The 16,158-nt window shown below is 62.1% G+C and carries 14 protein-coding genes; 13 read left to right on the forward strand and 1 reads right to left on the reverse strand.

The window, feature by feature from the left end; genetic code table 11:
• Positions 1 to 75: 75 nt before the first annotated feature.
• A complete protein-coding gene (locus tag CKW13_RS14660; protein ID WP_176465113.1) occupies positions 76 to 690 on the forward strand; it encodes a trimeric intracellular cation channel family protein in 615 nt (204 codons plus the stop codon).
• Here CKW13_RS14660 and queG read toward each other — a convergent pair.
• Positions 672 to 1,754 carry a tRNA epoxyqueuosine(34) reductase QueG gene (queG, locus tag CKW13_RS14665; RefSeq protein WP_095109348.1) on the reverse strand — a complete coding sequence of 361 codons (1,083 nt, stop codon included), beginning with the start codon at positions 1,752 to 1,754 and terminating at the stop codon, positions 672 to 674. The genes CKW13_RS14660 and queG overlap by 19 nt on opposite strands.
• A 63-nt stretch (positions 1,755 to 1,817) precedes the next feature.
• On the opposite strand from queG, the gene CKW13_RS14670 reads away from it, so the two are divergent.
• From CKW13_RS14670 to CKW13_RS14725, 12 genes are all read left to right on the forward strand, one after another.
• The gene (locus CKW13_RS14670; protein WP_095109349.1) at positions 1,818 to 2,678 is read left to right on the forward strand and encodes an NAD(P)H-hydrate dehydratase; all 861 of its coding nucleotides are present in this window, start codon (positions 1,818 to 1,820) and stop codon (positions 2,676 to 2,678) included.
• Positions 2,666 to 3,136 (forward strand): tRNA (adenosine(37)-N6)-threonylcarbamoyltransferase complex ATPase subunit type 1 TsaE, encoded by a 471-nt coding sequence (tsaE, locus tag CKW13_RS14675; protein ID WP_095109350.1) that lies wholly within the window; start codon positions 2,666 to 2,668, stop codon positions 3,134 to 3,136. The genes CKW13_RS14670 and tsaE overlap by 13 nt, the downstream gene beginning before the upstream one ends.
• A 3-nt stretch (positions 3,137 to 3,139) precedes the next feature.
• Positions 3,140 to 4,567 (forward strand): N-acetylmuramoyl-L-alanine amidase, encoded by a 1,428-nt coding sequence (locus CKW13_RS14680; protein WP_218192055.1) that lies wholly within the window; start codon positions 3,140 to 3,142, stop codon positions 4,565 to 4,567.
• Entirely contained in the window at positions 4,564 to 6,474 is a 1,911-nt protein-coding gene (gene mutL, locus CKW13_RS14685) for a DNA mismatch repair endonuclease MutL (RefSeq protein ID WP_095109352.1), read from the forward strand. Before CKW13_RS14680 ends, mutL begins: the two co-directional genes overlap by 4 nt.
• Positions 6,474 to 7,445 carry a tRNA (adenosine(37)-N6)-dimethylallyltransferase MiaA gene (gene miaA / locus CKW13_RS14690; RefSeq protein ID WP_095109353.1) on the forward strand — a complete coding sequence of 324 codons (972 nt, stop codon included), beginning with the start codon at positions 6,474 to 6,476 and terminating at the stop codon, positions 7,443 to 7,445. Before mutL ends, miaA begins: the two co-directional genes overlap by 1 nt.
• A 94-nt stretch (positions 7,446 to 7,539) precedes the next feature.
• A complete protein-coding gene (gene hfq / locus CKW13_RS14695) occupies positions 7,540 to 7,806 on the forward strand; it encodes an RNA chaperone Hfq (RefSeq protein WP_095109354.1) in 267 nt (88 codons plus the stop codon).
• 12 nt (positions 7,807 to 7,818) lie between these two features.
• A complete protein-coding gene (gene hflX, locus CKW13_RS14700) occupies positions 7,819 to 9,120 on the forward strand; it encodes a ribosome rescue GTPase HflX (protein ID WP_095109355.1) in 1,302 nt (433 codons plus the stop codon).
• Between the two features lie 96 nt (positions 9,121 to 9,216).
• Positions 9,217 to 10,395: an FtsH protease activity modulator HflK gene (gene hflK, locus CKW13_RS14705; RefSeq protein ID WP_095109356.1), complete on the forward strand. Its 1,179-nt coding sequence runs from the start codon at positions 9,217 to 9,219 to the stop codon at positions 10,393 to 10,395.
• Positions 10,395 to 11,264, forward strand: a complete 870-nt coding sequence (gene hflC, locus CKW13_RS14710) for a protease modulator HflC (protein WP_095109357.1) — start codon at positions 10,395 to 10,397, stop codon at positions 11,262 to 11,264. Before hflK ends, hflC begins: the two co-directional genes overlap by 1 nt.
• 281 nt (positions 11,265 to 11,545) lie before the next feature.
• Positions 11,546 to 12,733, forward strand: coding sequence for an ATP phosphoribosyltransferase regulatory subunit (locus tag CKW13_RS14715; RefSeq protein ID WP_095109358.1), 1,188 nt, complete (start codon positions 11,546 to 11,548; stop codon positions 12,731 to 12,733).
• Positions 12,734 to 12,787: 54 nt separating this feature from the next.
• Complete coding sequence (locus CKW13_RS14720) at positions 12,788 to 14,077, forward strand: adenylosuccinate synthase (RefSeq protein ID WP_095109359.1); 1,290 nt, start codon at positions 12,788 to 12,790, stop codon at positions 14,075 to 14,077.
• Between the two features lie 139 nt (positions 14,078 to 14,216).
• A complete protein-coding gene (locus CKW13_RS14725) occupies positions 14,217 to 16,151 on the forward strand; it encodes a methyl-accepting chemotaxis protein (protein ID WP_095109360.1) in 1,935 nt (644 codons plus the stop codon).
• The last annotated feature ends 7 nt before the right edge of the window (positions 16,152 to 16,158 follow it).

A 16,158-nucleotide genomic window follows, 5' to 3' on the forward strand; every position in this document is an offset into this window, starting at 1 on the left:
CGGTTTTCCTGGCACCGCCCTCTTTTGGTGCCATCACATAATGGCTAGACTGCGCGCCTTCCTGTCAGGACCGCCATCATGCTGTTGATGCTCTATTTGATTGCCATTACCGCTGAAGCCATGACCGGCGCACTCTCTGCGGGGCGCCGTGGCATGGATTGGTTTGGCGTGGTGCTGATCGCCTGTGTGACGGCGCTGGGGGGCGGTTCGGTGCGTGACGTGCTGCTGGGCCACTACCCGCTGACGTGGGTCAAGCACCCGGAATACTTGGTGCTGACCACGGTGGCGGCGATGTTCACGGTGTTTACCGCGCGTTGGATGCGCCATCTGCGCTCGCTGTTTTTGGTGCTCGACGCCGTGGGCCTGGTGGCGTTTACCCTGATCGGCTGCATGACCTCCCTGGAAATGGGCCACGGCATGTTGGTGGCGTCCGTCAGCGGGGTCATTACCGGCGTTTTCGGCGGCATCCTGCGGGATATTTTCTGCAACGACATCCCGCTGATCTTCCGCCGCGAGCTTTACGCCAGCGTCTCCTTCGCCGCAGCCTGGTGCTACATGTTCTGCCTGTGGCTGAACCTGCCGGGCGAGCAAGCCATCCTTATCACTCTGTTTGGCGGCTTCCTGCTGCGCCTGCTGGCGATCCGCTTTCACTGGGAAATGCCCAAGTTCGTCTACAACGACGAGCACTGATCCCGCGTCGCATGCTGCTTGAGTGCCCACGCCACGTGCTCGCGCACCAGCTCCGACGGATAGTCCGCCCGCGCCTTCAAGGCCTCCAGCACAGGGATGGTCGAGGGTGCATTGCCTAGGCCCACCGCCAGGTTGCGCAGCCAGCGCTCATAGCCGGCACGGCGCAGCGGCGAGCCTTCGGTGCTGCTGAGAAATTGCGCTTCGTCCCAGAGGAATAATTGCGCCAACTCGGCGTTATCCAGATTGTGCCGGGGCTTGAAGTCGCTTTCGCCCGACGGGCGGGCGAAGCGGTTCCAGGGGCAGACGATTTGGCAGTCGTCGCAGCCGAACACCCGGTTGCCAATCAGCGGCCGCAGGTCTTCTGGGATGGCGCTCTTGAGTTCGATGGTCAGGTAGGAAATACAGCGCCGCGCATCCAGCACATAAGGCCCGACGAAGGCGTTGGTGGGGCAGATGTCCAGGCACGCGGTGCAGCGCCCGCAGTGTTCGCTGGCGTGGGGCGGGTCCACAGGCAGCGGTAGGTCGACGAACAGTTCGCTGAGGAAGAAGTAGCTGCCGGCCTTGCGGTTGAGCACCAGGGTGTTTTTGCCGATCCAGCCCAGCCCAGCCTGCTCGGCCAGGGCTTTTTCCAGCACCGGGGCGCTATCGACGAAAGCGCGGTAGCCAAAGGGGCCGATCAGTGCCTGGATGCGCTCGGCCAGTTGCTGTACGCGTTTGCGGATCAGCTTGTGGTAATCGCGGCCCAGGGCATAACGGGAAACGTAGGCTTTTTCCGGTTGGGCCAGGCGTTGGGCCATTTGGGTGTCGCCAGGCAGGTAGTCCATGCGCAGAGAAACCACCCGCAGCGTGCCGGGCACCAGCTCTTCGGGGTGCGAGCGCTTGTTGCCGTGGGCGCCCATGTAATCCATTTCGCCGTGGTAGCCGGCATCGAGCCAGCGTTGCAGGTGCTGTTCGTGTTCGCCCAGGTCCAGGCCGCTGATGCCGACTTGTTGAAAGCCCAGTTCACGGCCCAGCGCCTTGATCGTTTGGGCCAGGGCGGGGAAGTCGGGAGAGGTGACAGGCATGAGACGAGAGAAACCGGGGCTGAGGTGCGTATAATTCTGCCAGACATCGGAGCCCGAAGACGCATGCCGCAGACAAATCAACCATTGCCCGACGTACAACACCTCGCGCCCGGCCATCTGCCGGGCCTTTTACCTCGCGGGGCGAGTGCCCATAAAGGCCAGTTCGGCCATGTTTTACTGATAGGTGGTGATCGCGGTTTTGCCGGCGCCATTCTGCTCAGCGCCGAAAGCGCCTTGCGCAGCGGCGCGGGGCGGGTGTCGCTGGCCACCCGCAGCGAGCACGTGCCGGCGGCCCTGGCGCGGTTGCCGGAAGCCATGGCGCGGGGTATTGCCTCGGCCAATCAGTTGATGGGCTTGCTGGCCCAGGCCTCGGTGTTGGTGGTCGGCCCCGGGTTGGGGCAGTCGGCCTGGAGCCGCAGCCTGCTATCGGCTGCCGCCAACACCGGGCTGCCCCAGGTGTGGGACGCCGATGCCCTCAACCTGCTGGCCGACGGCGGCATCAACCTGCCCGCAGGCTGCGTGCTCACGCCCCATCCGGGGGAGGCGGCGCGCTTGCTGGGCGTATCGACAGCCGAGGTTCAGGCCGACCGTACTAAGGTGGCGCGCGCGTTGAGCGCCAAATACGCCGCGGTGGTGGTGCTCAAGGGGGCTGGCAGTTTGATCGCGAGCCCGGATGGGCGGGTTTCCCGTTGCGACCGGGGGCATCCGGCCATGGCCAGCGCGGGCCTGGGGGATGTGCTGGCCGGGTTGATCGGCGCCTTGCTGGCCCAGGGCTTGAGCGCGTTCGACGCGGCGTGCCTGGCCGTGTGGCTGCATGCCTGCGCCGGTGAACAACAAGGCCGATTGGGTCGAGGCCTGGCGGCCAGCGACCTGATTCCAGCCATTCGTCAGTTATTGGAGGAGCAATCGCCGTGCGTGAAGTAACGCTGTTTATGGCGGATGAACAGGCTATGACGGATTTGGGCGGCGTGCTTGCCCGAATCACCCAAGGCCATGGTCTGATTTTTCTCGATGGTGACCTGGGTGCGGGTAAAACCACCCTGTCGCGGGGCATTATTCGCGGGCTGGGACACGTCGGCGCGGTAAAAAGTCCTACCTTCACTTTGGTCGAGCCCTACGAGATCGGGGGCGTCCGCGCCTTCCACTTCGACCTGTATCGGTTGGTTGACCCAGAAGAACTGGAGTTTTTGGGGATTCGCGATTATTTCGACGATGACGCGCTGTGCCTGATCGAATGGCCCGAAAAGGGTGCAGGCTTTTTGCCAAAGCCCGACCTGACCATTACCATTAGGCCGCATAACGCCGGGCGTTCGCTGCATGTGTTGTCCCAAGGTGCGCGCGGTGAGTCGTGGTGCGCAGCCTTGGCATTGAAATTCAAATAAATAATGGGGTTAGGTATGCGCTTTCGCGCGTTGGTTACTGTCGTAGGGGTGTTGCTTGCGGCAATGACTGTCAATGCTCTGGCCGCTTCGCAGGTGCGCAGTGTGCGCCTGTGGCGCGCACCGGATAACACGCGACTGGTGTTTGACCTGTCCGGCCCAGTGCAGCACAGCGTTTTCACGCTCAGTGCCCCGGATCGCCTGGTGATCGACATCAACGGCGCAACACTAGGCGCGCCGCTGAACGTCTCCACCGCCAACACCCCCATCACCGCCATGCGTTCGGCCCAGCGCACGCCGAGCGACCTGCGGGTGGTGATTGACCTCAAGCAAGCCGTCACACCGAAAAGCTTCGTGCTGGCGCCCAACGCCCAATACGGTAATCGCCTGGTGGTCGACTTGTTCGACAACCCGTCCGACGCCGCTTCGCCGCCTACACCGACCCCCAGCGTGGCCACGGTGCCGGCCGTGCCGGTGACCGCACCCAAGCCTGCTATTAATCTGCCACCAGCGCCGGCCGGAAAGCGCGACATCATTGTGGTCATCGACGCCGGCCACGGCGGCGAAGACCCGGGTGCCTCGGGCTCGCGCGGCCAGCGGGAAAAAGACGTGGTGCTGGCTATCGCCAAGGAATTGCAACGCCAGGTCAACGGCATCAAGGGCTTTCGCGCCGAACTGACCCGCACTGGCGACTACTTCATCCCGTTGCGTGGGCGTACCGAAATCGCCCGCAAGAAGGGCGCCGACCTGTTTGTCTCGATCCACGCCGACGCGGCCCCCTCCAAAGCGGCGTTCGGCGCCTCGGTGTTCGCGCTGTCCGATCGCGGCGCCACCTCCGAGACCGCACGCTGGCTGGCCGACAGTGAAAACCGTTCTGACCTGATCGGCGGGGCCGGTAACGTCAGTCTCGACGACAAGGACCGCATGCTTGCCGGGGTGCTGCTCGACCTGTCGATGACCGCGTCCCTGACCTCCAGCCTGAACGTGGGCCAGAAAGTGCTGAGCAACATCGGCCGTGTCACGCCGCTGCACAAGCAGCGGGTGGAGCAGGCCGGGTTCATGGTGCTCAAATCCCCAGATATTCCGTCGATCCTCGTCGAAACCGGGTTCATCTCCAACGCCAACGAAGCCTCGAAACTGGCTGCTGCCAGCCACCAGCAGGCGCTGGCCCGCTCCATCAGCAGCGGCGTGCGCCAGTTCTTCCAGCAGAACCCGCCGCCGGGCACCTACATCGCCTGGCTGCGTGACGCCGGCAAGATTGCGCAGGGGCCGCGGGATCACCGGGTCAGCCCAGGCGAAACGTTGGCGATGATTGCTGTGCGCTACCAGGTGTCGGCGGGTGCCTTGCGCAGCGCCAACAATCTCAAGACCGATGAGCTGAAAATCGGCCAGACCCTCAACATTCCGAGCACGGAACTGGCGGTCAAGGAATGAACGATATCGTGAACAACAGCGCTCGCATCGAACTGCTCAGCCCAAGGCTGGCGAACCAGATCGCCGCGGGCGAAGTGGTCGAGCGCCCGGCGTCGGTCATCAAGGAATTGCTGGAAAACAGCATCGACTCCGGCGCGCGGCGTATCGACGTGGATGTGGAACAGGGCGGCGTCAAGCTGCTGCGGGTGCGTGACGATGGCAGTGGCATCTCCTCCGACGATTTGCCCCTGGCCCTGGCGCGCCACGCCACCAGCAAGATCCGTAACCTGGAAGACCTGGAACAAGTAATGAGCCTGGGGTTTCGCGGCGAGGCCCTGGCGTCCATCAGCTCGGTGGCGCGCCTGACCCTCACCTCGCGCACCCGTGAGGCCGAGCAGGCCTGGCAGGTGGAAACCGAGGGCCGCGACATGGCGCCCCGGGTCCAGCCTGCGGCCCATCCGGTGGGCACGTCGGTGGAAGTGCGCGACCTGTTCTTCAACACCCCGGCGCGGCGCAAATTTCTCAAAACCGAAAAAACCGAATTCGATCACCTGCAAGAAGTCATTAAACGCCTGGCCCTGGCCCGTTTCGACGTGGCCTTCCACCTGCGCCATAACGGCAAGACCATCCTCAGCCTGCACGAAGCCCACGATGACGCGGCGCGTGCCCGGCGCGTGGCCGCGGTGTGCGGGGCGGGCTTCCTGGAGCAGGCGCTGCCGATTGAAGTTGAGCGCAATGGCCTGCATTTGTGGGGCTGGGTCGGCTTGCCGACGTTCTCCCGTAGCCAGGCTGACTTGCAGTACTTCTATGTGAACGGCCGCGCAGTGCGCGACAAACTGGTGGCCCACGCGGTGCGCCAGGCGTACCGCGACGTGCTGTTCAACGGCCGTCATCCGACCTTCGTGCTGTTTTTCGAGGTCGATCCGGCGGTGGTTGACGTCAACGTGCACCCGACCAAGCACGAAGTGCGTTTTCGTGATGGGCGCATGGTTCACGACTTTCTATATGGCACCCTGCACCGTGCCTTGGGTGATGTGCGCCCCGAGGACCAGCTCGCCGCGCCTGCGGCGGTCGCGGGTATGGTCCGCCCGACCGGCATCGACGCCGGCGAGTTCGGCCCCCAGGGCGAAATGCGCCTGGCGGCCAATGCCTTGCTGGAGCAGCCCCAGGGGCAACCGAACGTTCATGCGCCGGGCTCCGGCGCGGGGGCGGGTTATCAGTATCAATACACGCCGCGGCCAACGTCCGCTGTGCCGGCCGCAGAAGCCCAGGCGGCGTACCGTGAGTTCTTCGCGCCACTGCCTGGGGCCGGCGCCGTGGCGTTGCCCGAGGGGCAGGGCGATGTTCCGCCATTGGGTTATGCCCTGGCGCAGCTCAAGGGCATCTATATCCTCGCGGAAAACGCCCAGGGCCTGGTGCTGGTGGATATGCACGCGGCTCACGAGCGGATCATGTACGAGCGTTTGAAAGTCGCCATGGCCAGCGAGGGTCTCAGTGGCCAGCCGCTGCTGGTGCCCGAATCCTTGGCCCTGAGCCAACGTGAAGCGGACTGCGCCGAAGAGCACGTCGCCTGGTTCCAGCGCCTGGGCTTCGAGCTCCAGCGCCTAGGCCCGGAAACCCTGGCCATTCGCCAGATCCCGGCACTGCTTAAGCAGGCCGAGGCCAATCGGTTGGTCAGTGACGTGCTGGCAGACCTGATGGAATACGGCACCAGCGACCGGATTCAGGCTCACCTGAACGAACTGCTCGGCACCATGGCCTGCCACGGCGCGATCCGCGCCAACCGGCGCCTGGCCTTGCCGGAAATGAACGGCTTGCTGCGGGACATGGAAAACACTGAACGCAGTGGTCAATGCAACCATGGCCGACCGACCTGGACCCAATTGGGCCTGGACGATCTGGACAAACTGTTCTTGCGCGGTCGCTGATGAGCCATTTACCTCCCGCCATCTTCCTGATGGGCCCTACGGCCGCGGGCAAGACCGACCTGGCCATCGAGCTGACCAAGGTGTTGCCGTGCGAACTCATCAGCGTGGATTCCGCACTGGTCTATCGCGGCATGGATATCGGCACCGCCAAGCCTTCAAAGGCACTGCTGGCCGAGCATCCCCATCGTTTGATCGACATTCTCGACCCGGCCGAGGCTTATTCGGCCGCGGATTTCCGCCGTGATGCCTTGGAAGCGATGGCGGACATCACCTCGCGCGGCAAAATCCCGCTGCTGGTGGGCGGCACAATGCTCTACTACAAGGCTTTGCTCGACGGCCTGGCGCAGATGCCAGCGGCGGACCCGCAGGTTCGCGCCGATATCGAGCAAGAGGCTGCGCGCCTTGGCTGGCAAGCCCTGCACGACCAATTGGCGGCGGTTGACCCGGTGTCGGCGGCGCGTATTCACCCTAACGACCCGCAGCGCTTGAGCCGGGCGCTGGAAGTTTATCGTGTCAGCGGCCAAAGCATGACCGCCCACCGCGAGCGACAATCTGCGCAAAGTACTGAAGCAGCCGCTTCGGGGCGAGGACAATTGCCCTATACTGTCGCGAACTTGGCCATCGCCCCGGCGAACCGCCAAGTACTGCATGAGCGCATTGCACAAAGATTCACACAAATGTTGGAACAGGGTTTCGTTGACGAAGTCATAGCACTGCGCTCCAGAGGTGACTTGCACGCCGGGTTGCCGTCTATACGTGCCGTGGGTTATCGACAAGTCTGGGATCACCTGGATGGCAAGCTGACATTCACCGAGATGCAGGAGCGCGGCATCATTGCCACGCGCCAATTGGCGAAGCGTCAGTTCACCTGGCTACGCAGTTGGGCTGATTTACAGTGGTTGGACAGCCTGGCTTGCGACAATCTGCCACGCGCCTTGAAATACTTGGGAACGGTCTCCATATTGAGCTGAGTCCTTGCAATTGCCGTCTATCCTTGGGGGTGTGGCGGCCACAAGCCATCTGTTTTCTAATTTTTTATTATTGATCCTTAAAGGAGTGCGGCACATGTCAAAAGGGCATTCGCTACAAGACCCTTACTTGAATACTTTACGTAAAGAGAAAGTGGGGGTTTCCATCTATCTGGTCAACGGGATCAAGCTGCAAGGCACGATCGAATCCTTCGACCAGTTCGTCATCCTGCTCAAGAACACCGTCAGCCAGATGGTGTACAAGCACGCTATCTCCACAGTAGTGCCGGTTCGTCCAATTCGTCTGCCTAGCGCAACCGAAAACGAACAGGGCGACGCTGATCCTGCTCCAGGTAACGCCTGATAGGAGTCTCCTTTGTTCTTTGAGCGCCACGGTGGTGGTGAGCGGGCAATCCTCGTTCACTTGGATGGACAGGACCCTGAGGCGCGCGAAGATCCGCAGGAGTTTCAGGAGTTGGCTCTATCGGCCGGCGCCGAGACCGTTGCGTTCTTTAACGTGCCGCGTCATCGGCCAACCGCCAAATACCTGATTGGCAGCGGCAAGGTCGAGGAACTGCGCGACCTGGTCAGCGCCGAACAGGTCGATCTGGTCATTTTCAATCACATCCTCACGCCCAGTCAGGAACGTAACCTCGAACGTGTTTTCGAGTGTCGCGTGATCGACCGCACGGGTTTGATTCTCGACATCTTTGCCCAACGTGCCCGCACCCATGAAGGCAAGCTCCAGGTAGAACTGGCCCAGCTTGAGCACATGAGTACGCGTCTGGTGCGCGGTTGGACCCACCTTGAGCGGCAAAAGGGTGGCATCGGCCTGCGCGGCCCGGGTGAAACTCAGCTTGAAACCGACCGGCGTCTGTTGCGGGTTCGCCTGCGGCAGATCAAGGGGCGGCTGGAGAAGGTGCGCAGCCAGCGCGAGCAGTCCCGTCGAGGGCGCAAGCGTGCGGATATCCCCACGGTTTCGCTGGTGGGCTATACCAACGCCGGCAAATCCACGCTATTTAACTCGGTGACGCAATCGGACGTGTATGCGGCGGATCAACTCTTCGCCACGCTCGACCCGACCTTGCGTCGCCTGGACCTGGATGACCTGGGGCCGATTGTCCTGGCCGACACCGTTGGTTTTATCCGGCACTTGCCTCACAAACTGGTCGAGGCCTTTCGGGCCACGCTCGAAGAGTCGAGCAACTCCGACCTGTTGTTGCATGTGATCGATGCCGCCGAACCCGACCGCATGCTACAAATCGAGCAGGTGATGGTGGTGCTGGGTGAGATTGGCGCCCAGGACTTGCCCATCCTCGAGGTCTATAACAAACTCGATTTGCTCGAAGGTGTAGAGCCGCAGATCCAGCGCGATGCCGATGGCAAGCCGCAGCGGGTCTGGTTGTCGGCGCGGGACGGTCAAGGGTTGGATCTGCTCAAGCAAGCTATCGCGGAATTGCTCGGCAACGATTTGTTCGTCGGCACCTTGCGCTTGCCTCAGCGTTTTGCTCGACTGCGTGCTCAGTTCTTCGCAGCGGGTGCGGTACAGAAAGAAGAACACGACGAAGAAGGCCTGAGTTTGCTGGCTGTGCGCCTGCCCCGGATCGAGTTGAATCGACTGGTCAGTCGCGAGGGCTTGCAACCGATGGAGTTTCTCGAGCAACACACTTTGCAATAAAAGCCTGGAAAAGCGGTTGTGCCGCTGTCGTAGGCATTCTGTAGCATTGGCCGACGCGCCGTGGGCGCGTCTTTGCTTTATCAGATGGAGAGCGCTATGGCTTGGAATGAGCCGGGTGGCAACTCGAATAATCAGGATCCTTGGGGTGGTAAGCGCCGCAATAATGGCGACCGCAAGGGGCCACCAGATCTCGACGAGGCCTTCCGAAAGCTACAGGAAAGCCTGAACGGGTTGTTCGGTGGTGGAAAAAAACGTGGCAGTGACGACGGCAATGGCAGCTCTGGCAAGGGTGGTGGCTACGGCCTGCTCGGCCTGGGGCTTGTCGTGCTGGCAGCCGTTTGGTTGTACAGCGCCGTCTACGTCGTGGACGAGCAGGAGCAGGCCGTGGTGCTGCGCTTCGGCAAATACTACGAGACTGTCGGCCCGGGCCTGAACATCTACTTCCCGCCGATTGATAAGAAGTACATGGAAAACGTCACGCGTGAGCGTGCCTATACCAAGCAAGGCCAAATGCTGACCGAAGACGAGAACATCGTCGAAGTCCCTTTGACCGTGCAGTACAAAATCAGCAACCTGCGGGATTTCGTGCTGAACGTCGATCAGCCGGAAATCAGCCTGCAGCACGCGACCGAGAGTGCTCTGCGCCATGTGGTGGGTTCCACCGCGATGGATCAGGTGCTGACCGAAGGTCGTGAATTGATGGCGAGCGAAATCAAGGAGCGTCTGCAACGCTTCCTCGACACTTACCGCACCGGTATCACCGTTACTCAGGTCAACGTACAGAGCGCTGCTGCACCGCGCGAAGTGCAGGAAGCCTTCGATGACGTGATCCGCGCCCGCGAAGATGAGCAGCGTTCGCGCAACCAGGCTGAAACCTACGCCAACGGCGTCGTGCCGGAAGCCCGTGGTCAGGCCCAGCGCATCATCGAGGATGCCAACGGTTATCGCGATGAAGTGGTTTCCCGCGCCAAGGGTGAAGCCGACCGCTTTACCAAACTGGTGGCTGAGTACCGCAAAGCCCCTGAAGTCACCCGCGAGCGTCTGTACCTGGACACCATGCAGGAAGTCTTCAGCAACACCAGTAAAGTGTTGGTGACCGGTAATAAAGGTGGCCAGAGCAACCTGCTTTACCTGCCGCTCGACAAGATGATCGAAAGTGGCCGCACTGGCTCCTCGCCAGTAACTGGCGCCGCCGCAGCCAGCAACAATGATGCGGGCACGCACAGCGGCGCGGATTCGCAGCCACAGCCAACGCGTTCCAGGGAGAGTCGCTGATGAGCAATAAATCGCTGATCGCCCTTATTGTCGGCGTCGTCGTGGCGATCGCTGCCTGGAACTGCTTCTACATCGTGGCTCAGACCGAGCGTGCGGTGTTGCTGCAGTTCGGTCGGGTGGTCCAGGCTGATGTCCAACCGGGCCTGCATGTGAAAGTGCCATACGTCAACCAGGTGCGTAAGTTCGATGCTCGCCTGATGACGCTGGATGCGCCGACACAGCGCTTCCTGACACTGGAAAAGAAAGCCGTCATGGTCGATGCTTTTGCCAAGTGGCGCGTGAAAGATGCTGAGCGCTTCTACACCGCGACTTCCGGCCTCAAGCAGATTGCTGACGAACGTCTGTCCCGTCGTTTGGAATCGGGCCTGCGCGACCAGTTCGGTAAGCGTACGTTGCACGAAGTGGTGTCCGGCGAGCGCGATGCGCTGATGGCGGATATCACCGCTTCGCTCAACAAGATGGCCGAGAAAGAGCTGGGCATCGAAGTGATCGACGTCCGGGTCAAGGCCATCGACCTGCCGAAGGAAGTGAACCGCAGCGTGTTCGAGAGGATGAGCACAGAGCGTGAGCGTGAAGCTCGCGAGCACCGCGCCAAAGGTAACGAACTGGCAGAAGGCATCCGTGCCGACGCCGATCGTCAGCGTCGCGTACTGCTGGCTGAAGCCTATCGCGAGTCTGAAGAGGCGCGCGGTGATGGTGATGCCCAGGCAGCGGCGATCTACGCCAAGGCCTACGGCCAGGATCAGGAGTTCTACGCGTTTTACCGTAGCCTGCGTGCCTACCGTGAAAGCTTCGCGAACAAAACCGATGTCATGGTGCTTGACCCAAGCAGCGACTTTTTCCGCTACCTGGAAAAAGCCAAGCCTTGACCCCTGCGACACCCCGTCGAGCGGCTAAAGCGCTTGGCGGGGTGATCCTTTGGGAAAACGGGTGTATGATGCGGCAGCCGGGAAATTCCCGGCTTTTTTGCGTCTGCATGTTTGATTGCTTCAGAACGAGTTGATTGGCTCGACAGTTTTTTCGAGGAATGTGGTGGCGAAGCCGATTTCAGGCCTTTCGCCCCGTCGCTCTTGGGCGGCAGGTAACCATTTTCTGCTTCACTCAAGGCTAGCCCGACGGCTCGCCGCCCGGATCATAGGGGAATGGCGTAATGGCAACGGTAGACCGCTGGCTGCTGCCAGATGGCATCGAAGAAGTACTGCCGCCTGAAGCGGCGCGCATCGAAGTAGCGCGCCGCCAGGTGTTGGATCTGTTCCAGAGCTGGGGCTACGAGTTTGTCGTAACCCCTCATATCGAGTACCTGGAATCCCTGTTGACCGGTGCTGGCCAGGACCTGGATCTGCGCACCTTCAAGGTCATCGACCCGCAATCGGGTCGGCAGATGGGGTTTCGCGCAGACATCACGCCGCAGGTGGCGCGCATCGATGCGCACACCCTGCGCCGCGAAGGCCCAAGCCGCCTGTGCTACGCCGGTAGCGTGCTGCATGCGCAGCCGCGTGCGTTGTCCTCCTCGCGCAGCCCAATCCAGTTGGGCGCCGAGTTGTACGGCGATGCCAGCCCCAGCAGCGACGTGGAAGTCATTAGCCTGATGCTGGCCATGCTACAACTGGCCGATGTGCCGGATGTGCACATGGACCTGGGGCATGTCGGCATCTATCGTGGCCTGGCACGCGCCGCCGGTCTGTCCGGCGAAGTGGAGCAGCAGTTGTTCGACGCCCTGCAACGCAAGGCCATTGACGAAGTGATCGCGCTGACCGAAGGCCTGCCGGCCGAATTGGCCGCAATGCTGCGGGCGCTGGTTGACCTGTGTGGCAGTCGCGAAGTGCTGGAGGCCGCCCGTGTGCGCCTGGCGAACGCGCCGGCCCCGGTACTGGCGGCGCTGGACGATTTGCTGGCGATTGCCGAGCGTCTGTCCGCGCGTTTCCCCCAGTTGCCGCTGTATTTTGACCTGGGCGAGCTGCGCGGTTACCACTACCACACCGGCGTGGTGTTCGCCGTGTTCGTACCGGGCGTGGGTCAATCCATCGCCCAGGGCGGTCGCTACGACGATATCGGCGCCGATTTTGGTCGTGCCCGTCCAGCGACTGGTTTTTCCACCGATTTGAAAACCCTGGTGACCCTGGGGCGTGCTGAGATCGAGCTACCGTCTGGCGGTATCTGGATGCCTGACAGTACGGATGCAGCACTCTGGCAGCACGTTTGCCAGTTGCGCAGTGAGGGTCAGCGCGTTGTCCAGGCCTTGCCTGGGCAGCTGTTGGCCGCCGCCCGTGAAGCGGACTGCGACCGGCAATTGATTCAGCAGAACGGGCTTTGGCAAGTATTGCCGCTGGCTTCTTGAGTTTTCCTGCCGGCGGCTGCCGGCACCAAGTTTGCGCGAATGAGGACAAGTGTTATGGGTAAGAATGTCGTAGTCCTGGGCACCCAATGGGGTGATGAGGGCAAAGGCAAGATCGTTGATCTGCTGACCGAACATGCTGCCGCCGTAGTGCGCTACCAAGGTGGCCACAACGCGGGCCACACCCTGGTGATCGACGGCGAGAAAACCGTCTTGCACCTGATCCCGTCGGGAGTACTGCGCGAAGGCGTGCAGTGCCTGATCGGCAACGGCGTGGTGGTTGCACCGGACGCCCTGCTGCGGGAAATCACCAAGCTGGAAGAGAAAGGCGTACCGGTGCGTGAGCGCCTGCGTATCAGCCCTTCCTGCCCGTTGATCCTGTCCTTCCACGTTGCGCTGGACCAAGCCCGTGAAAAGGCCCGTGGCGAGTTGAAGATCGGTACCACCGGTCGCGGCATCGGCCCGGCTTACGAAGACAAGGTTGCGCGTCGTGGCCTGCGTGTGGGCGACCTGCTCAACATGCCACGTTTTGAAGACAAGCTGCGTGAACTGGTGGATTACCACAACTTCATGCTGGTGGGTTACTACAAAGAGCCGGCCATCGACTTCGACAAGACCCTGGCCGAGTGCAAGGAGTACGCCGAGCTGCTCAAGCCGCTGATGCTGGACGTGACGGCCGAGCTGCACGACCTGCGTCGTGCTGGCAAAGACATCATGTTCGAAGGCGCCCAGGGCTCGTTGCTGGACATCGACCACGGTACCTACCCCTATGTAACCAGCTCCAACACCACCGCGGGCGGCGTTGCTACCGGTTCGGGTGTGGGCCCTATGTTCCTGGACTACATCCTGGGCATCACCAAGGCTTACACCACGCGCGTCGGTTCGGGCCCGTTCCCGACCGAGCTGTTCGACGAAGTCGGCGCGCACCTGGCCAAACAAGGTCACGAGTTCGGTGCCACCACCGGTCGCGCTCGTCGTTGTGGTTGGTTCGACGCCGTTATCCTGCGTCGCGCTATCGACGTGAACAGCATTTCGGGCATCTGCCTGACCAAGCTGGACGTACTCGACGGTCTGGAAGCCATCAACATCTGCATCGGCTACAAAGATGCAGAAGGTAAAGACGTAGCCCCGACTGACGCTGACAGCTACGTGGGCCTGCAGCCTGTGTACGAAGAAGTGCCGGGCTGGACCGAGTCCACCGTGGGCGCCAAGACGCTGGAAGAGCTGCCTGCCAACGCCCGTGCTTACATCAAACGCGTCGAAGAGCTGATCGGCGCGCCGATCGACATTATTTCGACGGGCCCGGACCGCAACGAAACCATCGTTCTGCGTCATCCGTTCGCGTAATAAGCTGTTGATGTAAAAAGCAAAGGGCCCTCGATTGGGCCCTTTGTCGTTTCTGCCTGACAAGCGGCACGACCCTTGCTGTGTTTCCCTCTTTGGTGGTGCTATCAATTTAATAGCACCCTAGGTGGAGGGATTCCCAATGTCTGCCGTTCTCTCATTGTTACAAAGCCGGCTGTTGCGACCGGTGTTCGTTACCCTTGGTATCGCTCTTTTGGTGCAAGTGCTGGTGGCCGTTGCACTAACTCGGAGCACGGTGACCGCGTTGGAGGCCGATTTGGCCAATCGGTTGGGTGTGGATAGCCAGAAGCTTTCGGGTGAATTGGAGCAGGCCGGGCGCGAGGTGACGTCGAGTCTCGACGGTCTCTCCAGCAGCACGCGTCAGCGCCTCACGGCGGGGCTTTCGTCGCGCCTGGAAGATGAGCAGGCGCAACTTCGCGCCACGTTGGAGAAAGACCTTCAGGATTCGGCTAACGATATGGCCCAGCTCCTGGCCTCCGTGGCGCCGCGCGCCATGTGGGACAACGATGTGCCAACCCTGTCTGAATTCGCACGACGCGCGCAGCGCAACCCCAACGTGTTGTTCGTGGTGTATGACGACGCTACGGGCCAGCATCTGACCCGCTACCTGAACCGGGAAAACCCGATCAACAAGGCCCTTCTGGAAAAAGGCCAAGGCGAGCGGGCGCTGGATAAGGTGCTGGACGCGGCGAAGAACGATAAGTCGGTGTACTACCTGGAAGCCTCCATCAACCCCAATGGCGTGGAAATCGGCAAGGTGCTGATGGGCGTGTCGACAGCGTCGGTGGAAACCGACCTGGCGGCGCTGGACAAACGCTTTAGCGCGTTGATCGCCAGCAGCGACCAATTGGTGGATGACAGCCTCAAGGGCGCGGCGGCTGACAGCGCCACGGCTATGCGCGCGCGCCTGCAATCTGCCCAGGGCACGGCGGCGGCAATGAAAGACAACACCGCCAGCACCGTGCAGGAAGCGGCGGCGACGTTGCGCTGGCGCATTGGCCTGGCCCTGGCCCTGGTGGGCTTTGGCGTCTTGCTGCTATTGGCTGTGGTGCTGGGGCGTCGGGTGGTCAATCGCTTGCACCTGCTGATTGCGGCCATGGACGATCTGGCGGCCGGGGACGGCGACCTGACCAAGCGTGTGCAAATCAACAGCAAGGATGAAATCGGCGACATGGCCTCGGCGGTCAATCGCTTTGTGGATAAATTGCAGCCCATCGTGCGCGAGGCGGGCGATGTGGCCCAGCGTACTGGCGTGGAAATCGGCGCCATGACCCGGCGCAATGCGGGTGCCGATGCGGCGGCCGCGTCCCAGCGCGACGAAGTGGCCGAAAGCCTGCGGGCGCTGTCGCAGATGGCCGATGAAGCGCAGGCAGAGAGCCAGGCCATGCAGTCGGCATTGCAGCAAGTGGTGGAGATCCGCCAGGCCACGGACGAGAACACTCGCACTTCGGCTCAGGTGGGTAGCCTGATTGAGGCGCTGGCCGGGCAGGTGGACACCGGGGCCAAGGTTATCGAGCGCCTGGCGCAGCAGAGCGAGCAGATCGAGGTGGTGCTGACGGTGATCCACGGGATCGCCGAGCAGACCAACCTGTTGGCGTTGAACGCGGCTATCGAGGCGGCGCGAGCCGGTGAAACCGGGCGCGGTTTCGCGGTGGTGGCCGACGAGGTGCGCGCGCTGGCCAGCAAGACCCAGAGTTCCACCGGCGATATCCAGGCCCACATCGGCGCCTTGCAGCAGGGCGCGCGGGAGGCGGTGGCTGCGATTGGTCAGGCCGGGCGCCAGGCCAGTGAAGGCTTGTTGGTGCTGCGCGACAGTGCACGCTTGCAGCAATCGGTGCAGTCATCGGTGGAGCAAGTTCACGCGGCCATTGGCCTGGCGACGCAGGCGGCGGCGCATCAGGCTCAGGGCGCGCACGCGGTGCGGGGACGGGTTGAAACCATCCACGCTCAGGCCGAGCAAGCGGCGCAAGCGGTGATAGAGACTACGGCCAGCGGCAAGGTGCTCGATGGCCTCGCGGCGCAGCTGAAGGCGAGCTTGGGGCAGTTCAAGGCTTAGGTGGGTT

This window comes from Pseudomonas sp. Irchel 3E20 (assembly GCF_900187645.1).
GTDB lineage: Bacteria > Pseudomonadota > Gammaproteobacteria > Pseudomonadales > Pseudomonadaceae > Aquipseudomonas.